The organism is Agrobacterium sp. MS2, assembly GCF_003261015.1.
GTDB lineage: Bacteria > Pseudomonadota > Alphaproteobacteria > Rhizobiales > Rhizobiaceae > Agrobacterium > Agrobacterium pusense.
In genome coordinates, this window is sequence record NZ_QLNF01000014.1 from 360288 (window position 1) to 376734 (window position 16447).

Here is a 16447-nt window from a genome sequence, read left to right on the forward strand (position 1 = left end):
TCACAATTTGCGAAGCGCGACCGTGTCGATCAGATGGTTTTTGCCCTTGCGTAAAATAAGGTCGGCGCGCGGGCGGGTCGGCACGATGTTCTGCCGCAGGTTCTTCAGGTTGATGTTCTGCCAGAGGCCTTCAGCAATGCTGAGCGCCGCTTCTTCGCTGATCGAGGCATAACGGTTGAAGAATGAATTGGGATCGCGGAAGGCGGTTTTTCTCAGATTCATGAACCGGTTCACATACCAGTTGTGAATAAGGCCTTCGTCAGCGTCGATATAGATCGAGAAATCGAAGAAGTCGGAAACGATCGGCACGATCCTCCCGCCTGCCGGCAGGTCGCGCGATTGCAGCACGTTGATGCCTTCGAAGATGAGGATATCCGGCTGGTCGATGACAGTGAACTCGTTCGGCAGAACGTCATAGGTCAGGTGCGAATAACGCGGCGCCTTGACATTGGGCTGGCCCGCCTTGATGGCCGACAGGAAACGCAGGAGCGCGCCGATATCGTAGCTCTCCGGGAAGCCTTTGCGCTCCATCAGATTCTCGCGCCGCAATACCTCGTTCGGATAGAGAAATCCGTCAGTGGTGATGAGGTCGACCTTGGGACTGGAAGGCCAGCGCGCCAGAAGCTCTTTCAGAATACGTGCCGTCGTGGATTTGCCAACGGCAACGGAGCCGGCGATGCCGATGACGAAGGGCGTCTTGTTGACGTCAGCCATGTTGAGGAAGCGGTTGCGCTGCTCAAACAGCAGCTGCGATGCTTCCACATGGGAAGACAGCAGGCGCGACAGAGACAGGTAGATGCGCCGCACCTCATCCAGATCGATCGGATCATCCAGCGAACGCAGCCGTTTGACCTCGTCGGCAGAAAGCGTCAATGGCGTGTCGGCACGAAACTTCGACCATTCTTCCGAACTGAAGAAGTGGTAGGGCGAATATTCATCCGGTCGGAAATGATCGAGTGTGCTCGGCATGCCTCTCTCCCCGCTGCCTGCCTCGATCTTCATGATGTCGGCCTCGCTGCCTTTTCCGCAAGACCGGTTTGCCCGGTCCTGCGCTCCAGCTCGGCGAAAACCTCATTCAGCGGGATGTCGGCGATCTTCAAAACCACCAGCAGATGGTAAAGCAGGTCCGCCGCTTCGTTCTTCAGCCCGTCGCGGTCTTTTGCGATGGCCGCAATGACGGCTTCCACGGCTTCTTCGCCAAGTTTCTTTGCCGCACGCTCCTGGCCGGCCGCAACCAGCTTGGCCGTCCAGGATTCGTCAGGAGAGGCAGCGGCGCGGGTTGCGACGATGCGCTCCAGATCGGAAAGGGAAAATGCGCTCATAGGGGAATCCTGCAATCAGTCGAGACGCATGGCGATGCCATGCTGGGCCATGTAGTTCTTGGCTTCACCGATCGAATAAGTGCCGAAGTGGAAGATCGAAGCGGCAAGCACCGCAGTCGCATGGCCATCACGAACGCCTGCCACCAGATCGTCCAGCGTGCCGACGCCCCCCGAAGCGATGACGGGGACTCGAACCTGATCGGCAATGCTGCGCGTCAGGCCGATATCGTATCCGCTTTTGGTGCCGTCGCGATCCATCGAGGTGACAAGCAATTCGCCGGCGCCGCGTTCGACCATCTTGATGGCGAATTCCACGGCGTCAATCCCGGTCGGCTGGCGTCCGCCATGGGTGAATATTTCCCAGCGGCCTTCTTCCCCATCCTTCGAAACCCGCTTGGCGTCGATGGAAACGACGATGCACTGGTTGCCGAACTTGTCGGCCGCCTGCGCCACGAAGTCGGGATCCTTGACCGCTGCGGAATTGATCGAGACCTTGTCGGCCCCGCACAGAAGCAGCTTGCGGATGTCGGCGACGGCGCGAACCCCGCCACCGACGGTCAGTGGCATGAAGCAATGATCGGCCGTGCGCGAAACCACATCGAATATCGTGTCGCGATTATCCGAAGAGGCGGTAATGTCCAGGAAGCAGAGTTCGTCCGCCCCTGCCGCATCATAGGCTTTCGCCGCCTCGACCGGGTCGCCTGCGTCGATCAGGTCTACGAAGTTCACGCCCTTGACGACACGGCCGTCTTTCACATCCAGGCAGGGAATAACGCGAGCTTTTAGGGTCATACGCGTACCTCCTTTGCGGCCTTGATGAGGGCGAGCGCCTCGGCCGGATCGATACGGCCGTCATAAAGCGCGCGGCCGGAAATCGCGCCCTCAAGCTTTGCCGCATCCGGCTGCAACATGCGCTTGATGTCGTCGATGGAGGCAAGACCACCGGACGCGATGACCGGGATGGAGACGGCGTCGGCCAGTTCCAGCGTTGAGGCCCAATTTATACCGGCCAGAATGCCGTCACGATCGATATCGGTATAAATGATCGCGGCAACACCAGCGCCTTCGAAACGTTTGGCAAGCTCGATCACGCCGAGTTCGGAGGCTTCCGCCCAGCCTTCCACCGCAACCTTGCCGCCCTTGGCATCGATACCGACGGCGACCTGGCCGGGAAAACGCTTGCAGGCTTCAATGACCAGAACCGGATCGCGCACCGCCACGGTGCCGAGAATGACGCGAGCAAGCCCACGGCTCAGCCAGGCCTCGATATGATCGAGCGTGCGGATGCCGCCGCCCAGCTGCACCGGGTTTTTCGTCGCCTTCAGAATGGCATCAACCGCCGCGCCATTGACCGTCTGGCCGGCGAACGCACCGTTGAGATCAACGACATGCAGCCATTCAAAGCCTTGATCCTCGAAAGCTTTCGCCTGTGCGCCGGGGTCGGTATTATAGACGGTGGCCTGGTCCATATCGCCGAGTTTCAGGCGAACGCACTCACCGTCTTTAAGGTCGATTGCGGGAAAAAGAATCATGTCAGGGCTTCCAGCGCAGGAAATTGGAAATCAGGGCAAGGCCGAGCGTCTGGCTTTTTTCCGGGTGGAACTGCGCGCCGGCCATATTGTCGCGACCGACGAAAGCCGTCATCGCGCCACCGTAATTTGTGGTGGCGATGACATCCGTCGAGTGCTTGGCCGCCAGATGATAGGAATGCACGAAATAGGCGTGCAAGCCATCCGCGCCCGTCTTGATGCCGTCGAACAGCGGGTGGGCGTGGCGGATTTCCAGCGTGTTCCAGCCGATCTGCGGAATCTTCAGGTTCTTATCGGCGGGCGTCATTTCCACGACGTCACCCTCGATCCAGCCGAGCCCGGTGCTAACAGTCTTTTCCAGCCCGCGCGAGGACATGAGCTGCATGCCGACGCAGATGCCGAGGAAGGGATGCGCCTTTTTCTCGACGGCTTCAAGGAGCGCCTCATGCATTCCGGGAACGGCATCCAGACCGGCGCGGCAGTCGGCATAAGCGCCGACACCAGGCAGCACGATGCGGTCTGCCGAGGCGACGTGATCCGGCTTGTCGGTCAAATCAATGGTTGCGTTGATGCCGGCTTCACGCGCGGCACGCTCGAAAGCTTTGGTGGCCGAACGCAGGTTGCCCGAGCCGTAGTCGATGATCGCGACACGCATGTCAGCGCCTTCCATTCAAGTCGAAAAGAAACGATCCGGCGGGATCGTTGACGAAGTTTTTGCCGCCGCTCTTTTGCGGCGAAGGGGTCCAGACCGGGTGCGACAGCTGTTCTTCCGCGTCAGCGTTTTCGGAGAGACCGGAGAAATATATATCTTCGGCGCTCGAAAGATCAGGGGCGGAAACGACTGACTTCAGCGTCCAACCCTTGCGGATCAGGTGCCGGACGAGAAAATTGCGTCCCTCCAACGCTGTTATGAGCCCAATCGTGAAACCAACAAGAATTCCGGCAGGTTCGAATCCGGCTAACATCGAGACTTGTCCGGCCGCAACGAGTGCGATAACAACGATGGCCGTCGCCAGCCACAGCCGGTTGATCGCAAGCCATAACCATGGCGCAAAGAGAGCCAGCCAGACGAAACGATCGGCAATGAATCGGGTCGTCTTGTGGTCCCTGTCCGGCCCGTTGGGGGCTTCCAGAACGAGATAGCTTGTCATGGGCTTCCTGACAGCTTTGGCGTCAGGCCAGCATGCCCTTTGTCGAGGGAACGCGGCCTGCCTGCCGGGGGTCGATCTCGGTTGCCGTGCGAAGAACGCGGGCAACGGCCTTGAAGCATGTTTCGGCGATATGATGGTTGTTGGCGCCGTAATGGTTCAGGATATGCAGCGTGATGCCGGCATTCTGGGCGAGCGCCTGAAAGAATTCGCGCACCAGTTCCGTGTCGAAGGTGCCGATCTTTGGCGCGGAAAAATTGACGTTCCAGACGAGGAACGGCCGGCCGGAAATATCGACGGCGGCCTTGGTCATCGTCTCGTCCATGGCAAGGTCGAGCGAGGCGTAGCGGGCAATACCGCGCCGGTCGCCCAGCGCCTTCGCGATCGCCTGGCCAATGGCGATACCGGTATCTTCCACGGTGTGATGATCATCGATGTGCAGGTCGCCCTGAACCTCGATATCCATGTCGATCAGCGAATGGCGGCTCAGCTGGTCCAGCATATGGTCGAAAAATCCCACGCCGGTGGAAATTTTCGATTTGCCGGTGCCGTCGATATCCACACGCACTGAAACCGAAGTTTCGTTGGTCTTGCGGATAATCTCGCCTTTACGTTCTGCCATTTTGGCCGCTCCGTGAAAATGTCGCCGTTCCTTATCAGCACGGGACACAAATATCCAGTTGTTCCATCGTCTTGGCTGACCTGCGGAAAACCCGGTGTGATCCCGATGATTGCAATCGCAAAAACCAGACTTACATAGAACCCGAAAAGGGCCGCAACCCGGCCCGTTAACTCCAGGCCCGGCAGGGCAGACAGGTGTTTGATGACAACAATCATTACAGTCAGAAAGGGCGGCAAGGTCGTCATGGCTGGCGACGGGCAGGTGAGCCTCGGCCAGACCGTCATGAAGGGCAACGCCCGCAAGGTTCGCCGCATCGGCAAGGGTGAAGTGATTGCCGGTTTCGCAGGCGCGACGGCCGATGCTTTTACTTTGCTTGACCGCCTCGAGAAGAAACTCGAGCAATATCCCGGCCAGCTCATGCGCGCCGCCGTGGAACTCGCAAAAGACTGGCGCACGGATAAATATCTGCGCAATCTCGAAGCGATGATGCTGGTCGCCGATAAATCCACCACGCTTGCCATTACCGGCAATGGCGATGTGCTGGAGCCCGAGCACGGCGCAATCGCCATCGGTTCCGGCGGCAATTATGCTTTCGCTGCCGCCCGCGCCATGATGGATACCGACAAGTCGGCCGAAGACGTGGCCCGGCAGGCGCTCGATATCGCCGCCGATATCTGCGTTTATACCAATCACAATCTCGTCGTGGAAACGCTCGACGCCGAGTAAGCGTATTTCTCACCAATGGGTCCTGTGGGCCGGGCCGAATGGCCGGCCGGAACAGGAAAGCCGAGAGGACAGAATGACCACTTTTTCTCCCCGGGAAATCGTCTCGGAACTGGACCGCCACATCATCGGTCAGCACGATGCAAAACGGGCGGTCGCGATTGCGCTGCGCAATCGCTGGCGTCGCCAGCAGCTCGATGAGAGCCTGCGCGACGAAGTCATGCCAAAAAATATTCTCATGATCGGGCCGACCGGTGTCGGCAAGACGGAAATCTCGCGCCGCCTCGCCAAGTTGGCCGGCGCGCCTTTCATCAAGGTTGAAGCCACCAAGTTCACCGAAGTCGGTTATGTCGGCCGCGATGTCGAGCAGATCATTCGTGACCTTGTCGAGATTGGTATCGGCCTCGTGCGCGAAAAGAAGCGCGCCGAAGTGCAGGCCAAGGCGCATCAGAGCGCCGAAGAGCGCGTGCTCGACGCGTTGGTCGGCTCAACCGCGTCACCGGGCACGCGCGAGAGCTTCCGCAAGAAGCTGCGCGATGGTGAATTGGACGACAAGGAAATCGACATCGAGGTGGCCGATAGCGGATCGGGCATGCCCGGTTTCGAAATCCCGGGCATGCCGGGCGCCAATATTGGCGTGCTCAACTTGTCGGAAATGTTCGGCAAAGCCATGGGCGGACGCACCAAGAAGGTGCGCACGACGGTGTCGAAATCCTATGCCGACCTTATCCGTGACGAATCCGACAAGCTGCTGGACAATGAGATGATCCAGCGCGAAGCGGTCAAGTCGGTGGAAAATGACGGCATCGTCTTCCTTGACGAGATCGACAAGATTGCCGCCCGCGATGGCGGCATGGGCGCCGGCGTCTCGCGCGAAGGCGTGCAGCGCGACCTGCTGCCGCTCGTCGAAGGCACGACGGTTTCGACCAAATATGGGCCGGTCAAGACCGACCATATCCTGTTCATCGCATCGGGCGCCTTCCATGTGGCGAAGCCGTCGGATCTCCTGCCTGAGCTTCAGGGCCGCCTGCCGATCCGCGTTGAGCTGAAGCCACTGACCAGGGAAGATTTCCGCCGTATCCTGACGGAGACGGAAGCAAGCCTCATCCGCCAGTACAAGGCGCTGATGGCGACGGAAGAACTGGATCTCGACTTCACTGACGACGCCATCGATGCTCTGGCTGATGTGGCCGTTCATCTCAACTCGTCGGTCGAAAATATCGGTGCCCGCCGTCTGCAGACGGTAATGGAGCGTGTTTTGGACGAAATTTCCTTCAACGCGCCGGATCGTGGCGGTTCCGCCGTCAAGATCGACCAGGAATATGTCCGTAAACACGTCGGCGACCTCGCCGCCGATACGGACCTCTCGCGCTATATTCTCTGAAGACTTCAGGGATCGAGGAAAGAAGAGTGCGGCCATATTTGCCGCACTCTTTTATTTTATCTGCCTCATCTCGCATTCAGCCCGCATTTTGTTTATGGGAAGGGCTGCATTCCGGTTGGAACCGTTTTAGTGGAATGATCAGGTTTTCCAGCACCTTTCGCTGGCAGAAGCCGCAGGCTTGAGAAAAGGCATTCGCTCGTGCGCAAAACTCTTCTGGCATTTGCCGCTGCTTTGACGTTTACCGTCACCGCGTCTTCTTATGTGCAGGCCGCAACGGTCGTGCCGCCGGGCAATCGCAATGCCGAGCAACCGGGCGTTCCCGGTGCTTCCGCAAAAAGAACCAAGGCGTCCAACACGTCTTTTGAGCGCAAATACCAGAAGGTCATCGATCTTTTGTCTTCCGACAAGGCGCTGATCGCCAAGATCAAGTCGACGGCCGGGCGTTACGGGATTGATCCGATCCATATGATCGGCGCGATCGTTGGCGAACACACTTATAATGTCGATGCCTATGACCGGCTGCAGTCTTATTACGTCAAGGCAGCTTCTTACGCGGGTAGCAGCTTCCGTTTCGGCTATAAGGATGAAACGATTGCGCAGTTTCTGACGCATTCGCAATTTTCCAAATGCCAGTCGAAGAAGGATTCCTACAGTCTCTGGAACTGCCGGGAAGATGTATGGGATGACAGTTTCCGCGGCAAGACCGTCGATGGCGTGACCTATCCGAACAACCGTTTCAGTGCTGTGTTCTTCCAGCCCTTTTATGCCGGCCAGACCTTCGGCCTCGGCCAGATAAATCCGCTGACGGCGCTGATGCTGTCCGACATGGTGGCGAGAACGTCGGGTTATGAGAAGTTGGATGAGAACGACGCCACCGCGGTCTACACCGCCATCATGGACCCCGACCGCTCGCTGGCTTTCATGGCGGCCTCTATCCGCAGATCGATCGATGATTACCGGTCGATTGCCGATATGGACATTTCGAAGAATCCGGGCGTGACCTCCACGCTTTATAATGTCGGTGGGTCGCAACAGCGCGCTGCCATTCTGGCCCAAAAGAACCGCCAGCGCGCCGCAGGCGGGGAACAGCCACTGTTGCCGGAGGAAAATTATTACGGCTGGCTGGTGAATGACCGCATCAAGGATCTCCAGGCGCTTTTGTAGAAAACGGCGACTATCGGCTGCATTGTTTCCAAAAAGGAAATAATATTTGGCTGGCTGCCGCAATTGACGAGCGCCCGCCTCCGCGTCCAATCTGTGTTTCCAGAATAGAGGAGGCGCATGTGAGCCGCACGAATAAATTCGGCCTTTCCATCGATGACAGGCTTTATGCCTTTTTGACTGAAGATGTCCTGCCGGGCACGGGTCTAAACAGCGAGGCGTTCTTCGAAGGCTTTTCGGCCATTGTTCACGAGCTTTCTCCGAAGAACCGTGAACTGCTCGCCAAGCGCGATGCGTTGCAGGAAAAAATCGACGGCTGGTACCGAGAGAACGGTGCCCCCTCGGATTTCGATGTATACGAGGCATTCCTGAGGGAAATCGGATACCTTTTGCCGGAAGGTCCTGATTTCAAGGTGGAAACCAGCAACGTCGATCCGGAAATTGCTGCCGTCGCCGGTCCGCAGCTCGTTGTTCCCGTCATGAATGCCCGTTATGCGCTGAACGCCGCCAATGCCCGTTGGGGTTCGCTTTACGATGCACTTTACGGCACGGATGCCATTTCCGATGCCGATGGTGCCGAGAAGGGCAGGGCCTATAACCCGAAGCGCGGTGAAAAGGTCATCGCCTGGGCGCGCAACTTCCTCGATGAAACCGCTCCGCTTTTGAGCGGCAGCTGGTCTGATGTCACCGGTTTCGAGATCGTCGATGGGCTTCTGCAGCTTGTTGCCAGCAATGGCGGAACCGGTCTCAAGGACGAAACGCAATTCAAGGGTTTCACCGGGGAAGCGGCAAAGCCCGCGACAATCCTGCTCGGCAAGAACGGTCTGCATACCGAAATCGTGATCGATCCCTCGACCGAAATCGGCAAGGGCGACAGGGCGGGCATCTCTGATGTCATTCTTGAATCCGCCCTGACGACCATCATGGATTGCGAAGATTCGGTTGCCGCCGTCGATGCCGAGGACAAGGTTCTGGTCTACGGTAACTGGCTCGGCCTGATGCGTGGAGACCTGACGGAAGAGGTCTCGAAGGGTGGCCACACTTTCACACGCCGCCTCAACCCGGATCGCTATTATACAGCGCCCAATGGCTCCGCGCTGACGCTGCCGGGCCGGTCGCTGATGCTGGTGCGCAATGTCGGTCATCTCATGACCAATCCGGCAATCCTTGACCGGGATGGGCGTGAAGTACCCGAGGGCATCATGGATGCCGTCGTCACGGCGCTCATTGCACTCTATGACGTCGGCCCTTCCGGGCGACGCCAGAATTCTCGGGCCGGCTCCATGTATGTGGTGAAGCCGAAGATGCATGGGCCGGAAGAAGTGGCCTTCGCCAACGAGATTTTCACGCGGGTCGAAGAGCTTGTCGGCATGCAGCCAAACACCATGAAGATGGGCATCATGGATGAGGAGCGCCGCACCACTGTTAACCTCAAGGAAAGCATTCGCGCGGCGAAGGGTCGTGTCGTCTTCATCAATACAGGCTTCCTCGACCGTACCGGCGACGAAATCCATACCTCCATGGAAGCGGGTCCGATGATTCGCAAGGGCGACATGAAGCAGGCCGCCTGGATCGCCGCTTATGAAAACTGGAACGTCGATATCGGGCTCGAATGCGGACTTTCCGGCCATGCGCAGATCGGCAAAGGCATGTGGGCCATGCCCGACCTGATGGCGGCGATGCTGGAGCAGAAGATTGCGCATCCAAAGGCCGGTGCCAACACGGCATGGGTGCCGTCGCCGACGGCGGCGACGCTGCATGCCACGCATTATCACAAGGTTGATGTCGCCGCCGTTCAGGAAGAGCTGAAAAGCCGCGGCCGTGCGAAGCTTTCCGACATTCTGTCAGTGCCGGTTGCGCCGCGTCCCAACTGGACGCCGGAAGAAATCCAGCGTGAACTCGACAACAATGCGCAGGGCATTCTCGGCTATGTGGTGCGCTGGGTCGATCAGGGTGTCGGCTGCTCCAAGGTACCAGACATCAACAATGTCGGTCTGATGGAGGATCGCGCGACGCTTCGCATTTCAGCGCAGCACATGGCGAACTGGCTGCGCCACGGCGTCGTGACAGAGGCGCAGATCGTCGAGACCATGAAGCGCATGGCGGCTGTGGTCGACGCGCAGAATGCAGGCGATCAAGCCTATCTGCCGATGGCGTCCGACTTCGAAGGATCGGTAGCCTTTCAGGCTGCTGTCGAACTGGTGTTGAAGGGCCGGGAGCAACCGAACGGCTACACTGAACCGGTCCTGCACCGCCGCCGCCTCGAGCTGAAGGCAAAGCAGGCGGCGTAATCTCCGCCCTTTTCATCAATAAAAAAGCCGCCGGGACGTTTCCCGGCGGCTTTTTCTTGATCTGCTGTTGCGGCCCTTACTGGATCACGACGACCTTGGTGCTGCGGCCTGGGCGGACGCGGCTGTAAAGGTCGATCACATCCTGGTTGATCATGCGGATGCAGCCGGAAGAAGCAGCAGTGCCGATCGAGGCCCATTCGGGCGAACCGTGGATACGGAACAGCGTATCCTGTCCCTTTTCGTTAAAGAGATACATGGCGCGCGCGCCGAGCGGGTTGGAAAGGCCGGGGCCCATGCCGGCCTCGACATATTTCGCCACTTCCGGCTTGCGGTCTGCCATTTCCTTTGGCGGATGCCACATCGGCCATTCCTGTTTCCAGGCCACATAGGCTTCACCGGCCCAGGCGAAACCGGCCTTGCCGACGCCGATGCCGTAACGCACGGCGCGGTTGCCGGAGAGGATATAATAAAGGAAACGATCGCGCGTATTGACGATGATCGTGCCGGGACGCTCGTTGGTCTGGAACTCGACGATCTGGCGACGGTACTTCTCATTCACACGGTTGATCGGAATGGCCGGCAGCGCATAGCCCGCATCGGTCACCGGACCATAAACATCATTGAAGATCTGCACCGTCTCGACTTTCGCCGGAACGGGATCAGCAACCGGTACGGAGGCTGCGATCTTGCCTGATGTTGGCGTGGCGGATTGGGAGGTAGTTTCGGCGCAGCCGGCCAGTGCCAGTGCTGCCGTCAGACCGAGTATGGTCAATGGGGTACGGATGCGCATGTCGTTCTCGCGGAAAATTCGCCAAATTGTGCGAAGGAGTAGGCTTAATAGGATAAATCGGTTATTTTCCATTCAGCCGCTCTTGGCAAGCCGTTGTGCAGCCGCGAAACGGCACCGCATTTAAAATTGCCGGTTGATTGCCTTTTTTGCAACAATAGGCCAAACGCTTCAGCAGCCTTTATCCATGACTATTCTTTCCGTTACCAACAATAATCCGTTAATCGACGGCCGCCAGTCGGACAAGGCGATGCTGGTGCGCCGCGGCGTGCAGGTGCTGTTGCACGAAATGCGCCACTCGGTCTTGCCGGAACTGCCGCTTGCAAGCGGGCGAAGGGCAGATCTCATCAGCCTGTCGGTCAAGGGTGAAATCTGGATCATCGAGATCAAATCCTCGATCGAGGATTTCCGCGTCGATCGCAAATGGCCGGAATACCGCCTGCATTGCGATCGATTGTTTTTTGCCACCCATCCGGAAGTTCCAACCGATATATTCCCGGAGGAATGCGGATTGATACTGTCGGATGGGTATGGCGCTCACATGCTTCGCGACGCGCCGGAACATAAATTGCCGCCGGCGACCCGCAAATCTGTCATGCTGGATTTTTCCAGAACCGCTGCGACCCGGCTTATGCTGGCGGAATGGACCACCGGGCGCAGCTTTGGCGAATAGGCGCTTATTTGGGCGCGCGCTTCGCGAGAATACGCTGCAGCGTCCTTCGGTGCATGTTCAGTCGCCGCGCCGTTTCCGAGACGTTGCGCTCGCACATTTCATAAACGCGCTGAATGTGCTCCCACCGAACCCGGTCGGCTGACATCGGGTTTTCGGGCACTTCCGTCTTTTCACCCTTGCGCTGCGTCAGGGCGTTGAACACGTCGTCGGCATCGGCAGGCTTGGCCAGATAGTCCAGCGCCCCCAGTTTTACAGCGGTAACAGCTGTGGCGATATTGCCGTAGCCGGTCAGAACGACGATCTGGGTGTCGTCGCGGTTCTGCCTGATGGCTTCGATCACTTCCAGCCCGTTGCCATCCGCAAGCCGCAGATCGACAACCGCATATTTCGGCGGCGCGGCCTTGGAACGCGCAATGCCTTCGCTCACGGTCTCGGCAGTGTCGACAATAAAGCCACGTGTCTCCATGGCCCGGGCAAGCCGCCGCAGGAAAGGGCCATCGTCATCAACGATCAGCAGAGATTTGTCAGGTCCGATAGGATCGATATCGTCCGCCGGCGCGCTTGTGGATGAGGTCTGGTCTTCTGTCTTCATGTCTCCGGCCTTCCGGCAACGTCATCGGCTTTTCTTGTTCTTATTGCCGCTTCAGCGTCAATGGTAAAGTCAACGGCTTCTTTTATCCTCCATGAGCGCCCGAGGCCAGACGATTGTGACCCGCGCGCCGGTTCCGGTTGTGCCGCGATTTTCGAACGCGACGGTGGCGCCGGAGCGCTCCAGCAAGGTCTTGGCGATAAAGAGCCCGAGCCCGAGCCCACCTGCACGTGTGTCATTGTGACGTTCGGTCACATAGGGCTCGCCGATACGGGCAAGCACGTCATGGGCATAACCTGGCCCATCGTCTTCAATGATGACTGCAACGTTCTGATGATCGTAATCCACCGTTACGGTGACTTTTTCGCGCGCATAATCCACGCCATTTTCAATGAGGTTGCCAAGGCCGTAGATGATGCCGGCATTGCGGATTCCGACCGGCTCGTCGGCGCGATTGTTCTTTTCAACCAGTTCCAGACGAATGCCGAATTCGCGATGCGGCGCCATTACCTCCTCGATCAGCGATGAAAGCGGCAGGCGGCGCATGTGCTCCTCATTGTCGGCGGACAGGGAGGTGAGACGACGCAGAATGTCGCGGCATCTTTCGCTCTGGCTGCGCAGCAGCGCTATGTCCTCTCCATATTTCTCATCATCCCCAAGTTCCCGCTCCATCTCCTTGGCGACGACGCTGATGGTCGCAAGGGGCGTACCCAGCTCGTGCGCTGCGGCGGCCGCCAGGCCGTCGAGCTGTGAAAGATGTTTTTCCCGTTCCAGCACCAGTTCGGTCGCAGCCAGCGCATCCGCGAGCTGATTGGCTTCGTGGGAAACGCGATAGGCATAAAAAGCTGCGAAAGACGTGGTGGCAATGATCGCCACCCAGGTGCCGACATGCAGCAGAAGCTGGATCGGCAAGACCTCACCGGGATACCAGGGAACCGGAAAGGGCGAAAAGGCGATCGCCGTCGAGCAGATGACGGCAAAGCCGAGGAGAATGAGGGAATGCCGCAACGGTTGGGAGGCAAAGGCAATGATGACCTGCACGCAGATCAGCGGCGCGAAAGGATTGGAAAGTCCGCCTGTGATATAGATCAGCGCCGTCAATTGCAAAAGGTCAAAGGCCAGCAGCAATGTCGCTTCCCACGGCTCCAACCGGTAGGTGGAGGGAAAACGGGCGGTGAGAAAAAGGTTGGCGAGCGCCAGCGCCGCGATCAAAAGGCCGCAGGCCAAAAGTGGCAGCGGAAAATTCAGCCCGAAGGCGACAAGCAGGATCGTCGCCGTCTGTCCCGCAACCGCCAGCCAGCGAAGCCACACAATGGTCTGCAACCTTATCCTGCGGCTGGCGCGGCCAAGCCTGGTGGTTTCGATCGGATGGCCAGCCACCTTCGTCTCCTTTACCCTTGTCATCATCACGTTCCGCGCGGTTTCGCACGGCTGGTCGGCAGGGCATCGGCGGGATCCTCCGGCCACGGATGACGCGGATAGCGACCACGCATATCTGCCCGCACGTCCTTCCACGATCCCGCCCAGAAGCCGGGAAGATCACGCGTCGTCTGTATCGGCCTGTGCGCAGGCGACGTCAATTCCAGGAGCAGCGGCAACCGCCCCTGCGCAATGGCCGGGTGCGCCTTCAGCCCGAAAAGCTCCTGCACGCGAATGGAAAGCGTCGGCTCGCTGGCGTCATAGCGGATGGGATGCCGCTGGCCCGTCGGCGCTTCGAAATGGGTTGGCGCCAGCCTGCCGAGATCTCGGGCGACCTCATGTGGCACCAGGGACAGAATCCCTTCGGAAAGACTGCCGGGCCGGATGTCCTGAAGGCTCCGGACGCCATGCTGAAAAGGGATGAACCATTCGTCCAGCCGCGAAAGCAACGCCTCGTCGCTGACATCCGGCCAGGGCTCTCCGATGCTGGCATTCAGAAATCCGATCCGATCTCGCAATTGCGCGGTCTCTTTCGAAAAAGGAAGTATGCCGATGCCGAAATGCCGAACGCCGTTGGCGAGCGCTTGCGCTGCCTGCTCACCGTCGGGACGGGGCAGGGGCGTTTCGTCCAGAATGATGGCGCCCAGACGCACTACCCGGCGCGCCCGCGCCTGTCCGCTCGCCTTGTCGAACAGCAGCTGATCCTGCTGAACGATAAGATGTGGCATACGCTCTTCTATATCGGCCCTGTCGATGCCGGCCGCCGCAAGGATGCGCGGCTGCGCGGCCCGTCCCGTAATGTCAGCGACAACAAGCATTCGGCTCGCCGCCAGCCGCTCCGTTTCAGCCAGTTCAGCCCCGCGGCCATTCGCCATGACATACCGCCCGCGCGCGCCGCGCTGAAGCGCGATCCTGTCCGGATATGCGTGCAGCAGAAGCGGTCCTGCCTCGCTCGGCAGGTCGTTTGCCGCCGGCATATCACCGACTGTGTCGAGAAGGCGGAAAGCCAGCTTGCGCGCCGCCTGCGCCCTTTCACCTCTATCGGCAAGAAAGCGCCGCAGTCTGTCATCGAGATCGATATCATTTCCGCCCAGGCCCTGTTCCGTCAGCATGACCGCAAGCATCGCCGCCTTTTTTCCCGAGCCTTCGCCTGCGGCTGCAATCACCATCGCTGCGAGCCTCGGCGGCAGGGAGAGGCCTCGCATCAGGCGGCCCTGCGGCGTCAGTGCGCCGCTTTCATCAAGGGCGCCAAGATTTTTCAGGAGTGCGACCGATTCTTTGAGTGCAGCCTCAGGTGGCGCGTCCAGAAAGGCGAGAGACGAGGGGTCATGAACACCCCAAAGGGCAAGATCGAGCGCAAGGCCGGCAAGATCGCTCGCCAAAATTTGCGGCGGCGTAAATGCACTGAGTGCTGCCGTCTGCCCCTGATGCCAGAGGCGAATGGCAACGCCGGGCTCGGTTCGGCCGGCGCGACCGGCGCGCTGATCGGCCGAGGCGCGTGATGCCCGCACGGTCTCAAGCCTGGTGATGCCGGTCGCCGGTTCGAAAACCGGCAACCGCTGCAGACCGCTGTCGACCACGACTCTCACACCATCGATGGTTATCGAGGTCTCCGCTATCGATGTTGCAAGGACAATCTTCCGTCGCCCGGAGGCTGCCGGCTTGATCGCGGCGTCCTGCTCCTTCTGAGAAAGATTGCCGTAAAGTGGGATGATATCCGTATCGTCGGGGAAATGTCCTTCCAGCCTTGCAGCCGTCCGGGTAATTTCCGACTGTCCGGGCAGGAAGGCCAGAATGGACCCTGTTTCCGATGCATGGGCTTCCCTAATCGCCCTTGCCACCTTTTCATCGACCGGCATGCCCTGCCAGCGTTCCTCGTAACGAATGTCGATCGGAAAGGTCCTTCCAAGACTTTGGATGACCGGAGCGCCACCCATAAGCGCGCTGATGCGTTCAACGTCGAGAGTTGCGGACATGACGAGGATCCGCAGGTCCTCACGCAAACCGGTCTGGACGTCGAGGGCCAGCGCCAGCCCGAAATCTCCGTCAAGCGAGCGCTCATGAAATTCGTCGAATATCACCGTCGAGACATCGGAAAGCTCGGGATCATCCAGAACCATCCGGGCAAATACGCCTTCCGTTACCACCTCGATCCGGGTTTTTGATGAAATACGATTGTCGAGCCGCATGCGGTATCCGACGGTGTCACCGACATCTTCATGCATGAGATCGGCCATGCGTCCCGCCGCTGCGCGGGCCGCAAGCCGGCGTGGCTCGAGAAGAATGATCTTTCCGTCGCCCCGCCACCTCTGCTGTAGGAGATAAAGCGGCACCAGCGTCGTTTTGCCCGCCCCGGGAGGGGCCGAGAGAACCGCACGTCTCGCCCCCGACAAGGCACCTGCGATTTCCGCGAGAACGGCGCTGACGGGAAGTTCAGGTAAGTCGGTCTTTATTGGCGCTGGTGTTCTGGTCATGCAAAGGAGCCTGGTATTAGGGTAGCATATGAGCGTCTTCTTGTTGTTTTAATGCACGACACGACGGTTTGACAGCCGGCCACGCCGCTTTCGAAGATATGCCACCGGCAAAATGGCGGTCGCAGCGGGAAGGCTCGGACGTTTTAAAAGGCGCAGATGGCCGGTGCGCAGCAAAACGCTCGCGGGATTTGGCGCATTCTGTGGGTTTTCGCATAAATGGCTAATTATCCTCATATATTTCAACAACTTAACAAAAATGTCAGTTTTTTGACGGTAGGTGTGTTGACTTGTTTGAGGTGATGGATTTATAAGTCCGCTCACTGAA

The 16447-nt window shown here is 59.0% G+C and carries 17 protein-coding genes; 5 read left to right on the plus strand and 12 right to left on the minus strand.

From position 1 onward, the window contains the following. Genes coaA through hisB form a run of 7 tightly spaced genes read right to left on the minus strand, consistent with a single transcriptional unit; the run spans position 1 to position 4621 of the window. On the minus strand, positions 1 to 1002 hold the full coding sequence (coaA, locus tag DOU54_RS09750; protein WP_004444323.1) for a type I pantothenate kinase: 1002 nt from the start codon (positions 1000 to 1002) through the stop codon (positions 1 to 3). Next, positions 999 to 1322, minus strand: coding sequence for a phosphoribosyl-ATP diphosphatase (locus DOU54_RS09755; RefSeq protein ID WP_004444325.1), 324 nt, complete (start codon positions 1320 to 1322; stop codon positions 999 to 1001). Before DOU54_RS09755 ends, coaA begins: the two co-directional genes overlap by 4 nt. Before the next feature lie 15 nt (positions 1323 to 1337). Next, the gene (gene hisF, locus DOU54_RS09760; protein ID WP_113381966.1) at positions 1338 to 2114 is read right to left on the minus strand and encodes an imidazole glycerol phosphate synthase subunit HisF; all 777 of its coding nucleotides are present in this window, start codon (positions 2112 to 2114) and stop codon (positions 1338 to 1340) included. Then, complete coding sequence (hisA, locus tag DOU54_RS09765) at positions 2111 to 2854, minus strand: 1-(5-phosphoribosyl)-5-[(5-phosphoribosylamino)methylideneamino]imidazole-4-carboxamide isomerase (protein ID WP_035208065.1); 744 nt, start codon at positions 2852 to 2854, stop codon at positions 2111 to 2113. Before hisA ends, hisF begins: the two co-directional genes overlap by 4 nt. 1 nt (position 2855) lies before the next feature. Further along, positions 2856 to 3506: an imidazole glycerol phosphate synthase subunit HisH gene (gene hisH, locus DOU54_RS09770; protein ID WP_004444331.1), complete on the minus strand. Its 651-nt coding sequence runs from the start codon at positions 3504 to 3506 to the stop codon at positions 2856 to 2858. Between the two features lies 1 nt (position 3507). Further along, positions 3508 to 4002, minus strand: coding sequence for a DUF2628 domain-containing protein (locus DOU54_RS09775; RefSeq protein WP_037090013.1), 495 nt, complete (start codon positions 4000 to 4002; stop codon positions 3508 to 3510). A 22-nt stretch (positions 4003 to 4024) separates the two neighbouring features. After that, positions 4025 to 4621, minus strand: coding sequence for an imidazoleglycerol-phosphate dehydratase HisB (gene hisB / locus DOU54_RS09780; protein ID WP_113381965.1), 597 nt, complete (start codon positions 4619 to 4621; stop codon positions 4025 to 4027). Between the two features lie 201 nt (positions 4622 to 4822). Between hisB and hslV the strand changes: the two genes are divergently transcribed. The 4 genes from hslV to DOU54_RS09800 all read left to right on the plus strand — a co-directional run bounded on the left by hslV (position 4823) and on the right by DOU54_RS09800 (position 10180). Further along, positions 4823 to 5347, plus strand: coding sequence for an ATP-dependent protease subunit HslV (gene hslV / locus DOU54_RS09785; RefSeq protein WP_004444336.1), 525 nt, complete (start codon positions 4823 to 4825; stop codon positions 5345 to 5347). Between the two features lie 73 nt (positions 5348 to 5420). Then, the gene (hslU, locus tag DOU54_RS09790) at positions 5421 to 6728 is read left to right on the plus strand and encodes an ATP-dependent protease ATPase subunit HslU (protein WP_004444342.1); all 1308 of its coding nucleotides are present in this window, start codon (positions 5421 to 5423) and stop codon (positions 6726 to 6728) included. Positions 6729 to 6926: 198 nt separating this feature from the next. Further along, on the plus strand, positions 6927 to 7892 hold the full coding sequence (locus DOU54_RS09795) for a DUF1402 family protein (protein WP_113381964.1): 966 nt from the start codon (positions 6927 to 6929) through the stop codon (positions 7890 to 7892). Between the two features lie 119 nt (positions 7893 to 8011). After that, complete coding sequence (locus DOU54_RS09800; protein WP_162749672.1) at positions 8012 to 10180, plus strand: malate synthase G; 2169 nt, start codon at positions 8012 to 8014, stop codon at positions 10178 to 10180. A gap of 76 nt (positions 10181 to 10256) precedes the next feature. Here DOU54_RS09800 and DOU54_RS09805 read toward each other — a convergent pair whose 3' ends face one another. Beyond that, positions 10257 to 10970, minus strand: coding sequence for a L,D-transpeptidase (locus DOU54_RS09805; protein ID WP_006700126.1), 714 nt, complete (start codon positions 10968 to 10970; stop codon positions 10257 to 10259). Positions 10971 to 11154: 184 nt separating this feature from the next. On the opposite strand from DOU54_RS09805, the gene DOU54_RS09810 reads away from it, so the two are divergent. After that, entirely contained in the window at positions 11155 to 11640 is a 486-nt protein-coding gene (locus DOU54_RS09810; RefSeq protein WP_004444350.1) for an MmcB family DNA repair protein, read from the plus strand. A 4-nt stretch (positions 11641 to 11644) separates the two neighbouring features. On the opposite strand, the gene DOU54_RS09815 is transcribed toward DOU54_RS09810, so the two are convergent. The 4 genes from DOU54_RS09815 to DOU54_RS27705 all read right to left on the minus strand — a co-directional run. Next, positions 11645 to 12232: an ActR/PrrA/RegA family redox response regulator transcription factor gene (locus DOU54_RS09815; protein ID WP_004444351.1), complete on the minus strand. Its 588-nt coding sequence runs from the start codon at positions 12230 to 12232 to the stop codon at positions 11645 to 11647. Between the two features lie 69 nt (positions 12233 to 12301). After that, complete coding sequence (actS, locus tag DOU54_RS09820) at positions 12302 to 13609, minus strand: two-component system sensor histidine kinase ActS (protein ID WP_081093539.1); 1308 nt, start codon at positions 13607 to 13609, stop codon at positions 12302 to 12304. 26 nt (positions 13610 to 13635) lie between these two features. Next, the gene (gene hrpB / locus DOU54_RS09825; RefSeq protein WP_113381962.1) at positions 13636 to 16122 is read right to left on the minus strand and encodes an ATP-dependent helicase HrpB; all 2487 of its coding nucleotides are present in this window, start codon (positions 16120 to 16122) and stop codon (positions 13636 to 13638) included. A 48-nt stretch (positions 16123 to 16170) separates the two neighbouring features. Continuing rightward, positions 16171 to 16447: hypothetical protein (locus DOU54_RS27705; protein ID WP_210206193.1), on the minus strand; the 277-nt coding region annotated here is incomplete at its 5' end.

Coding starts and splice junctions, on each gene's coding strand:
- coaA (WP_004444323.1), bottom strand. CDS start 1,002: ATGAAGATCGAGGCAGGCAGCGGGGAGAGAGGCATGCCGAGCACACTC.
- DOU54_RS09755 (WP_004444325.1), bottom strand. CDS start 1,322: ATGAGCGCATTTTCCCTTTCCGATCTGGAGCGCATCGTCGCAACCCGC.
- hisF (WP_113381966.1), bottom strand. CDS start 2,114: ATGACCCTAAAAGCTCGCGTTATTCCCTGCCTGGATGTGAAAGACGGC.
- hisA (WP_035208065.1), bottom strand. CDS start 2,854: ATGATTCTTTTTCCCGCAATCGACCTTAAAGACGGTGAGTGCGTTCGC.
- hisH (WP_004444331.1), bottom strand. CDS start 3,506: ATGCGTGTCGCGATCATCGACTACGGCTCGGGCAACCTGCGTTCGGCC.
- DOU54_RS09775 (WP_037090013.1), bottom strand. CDS start 4,002: ATGACAAGCTATCTCGTTCTGGAAGCCCCCAACGGGCCGGACAGGGAC.
- hisB (WP_113381965.1), bottom strand. CDS start 4,621: ATGGCAGAACGTAAAGGCGAGATTATCCGCAAGACCAACGAAACTTCG.
- hslV (WP_004444336.1), top strand. CDS start 4,823: ATGACAACAATCATTACAGTCAGAAAGGGCGGCAAGGTCGTCATGGCT.
- hslU (WP_004444342.1), top strand. CDS start 5,421: ATGACCACTTTTTCTCCCCGGGAAATCGTCTCGGAACTGGACCGCCAC.
- DOU54_RS09805 (WP_006700126.1), bottom strand. CDS start 10,970: ATGCGCATCCGTACCCCATTGACCATACTCGGTCTGACGGCAGCACTG.
- DOU54_RS09810 (WP_004444350.1), top strand. CDS start 11,155: ATGACTATTCTTTCCGTTACCAACAATAATCCGTTAATCGACGGCCGC.
- DOU54_RS09815 (WP_004444351.1), bottom strand. CDS start 12,232: ATGAAGACAGAAGACCAGACCTCATCCACAAGCGCGCCGGCGGACGAT.
- hrpB (WP_113381962.1), bottom strand. CDS start 16,122: ATGACCAGAACACCAGCGCCAATAAAGACCGACTTACCTGAACTTCCC.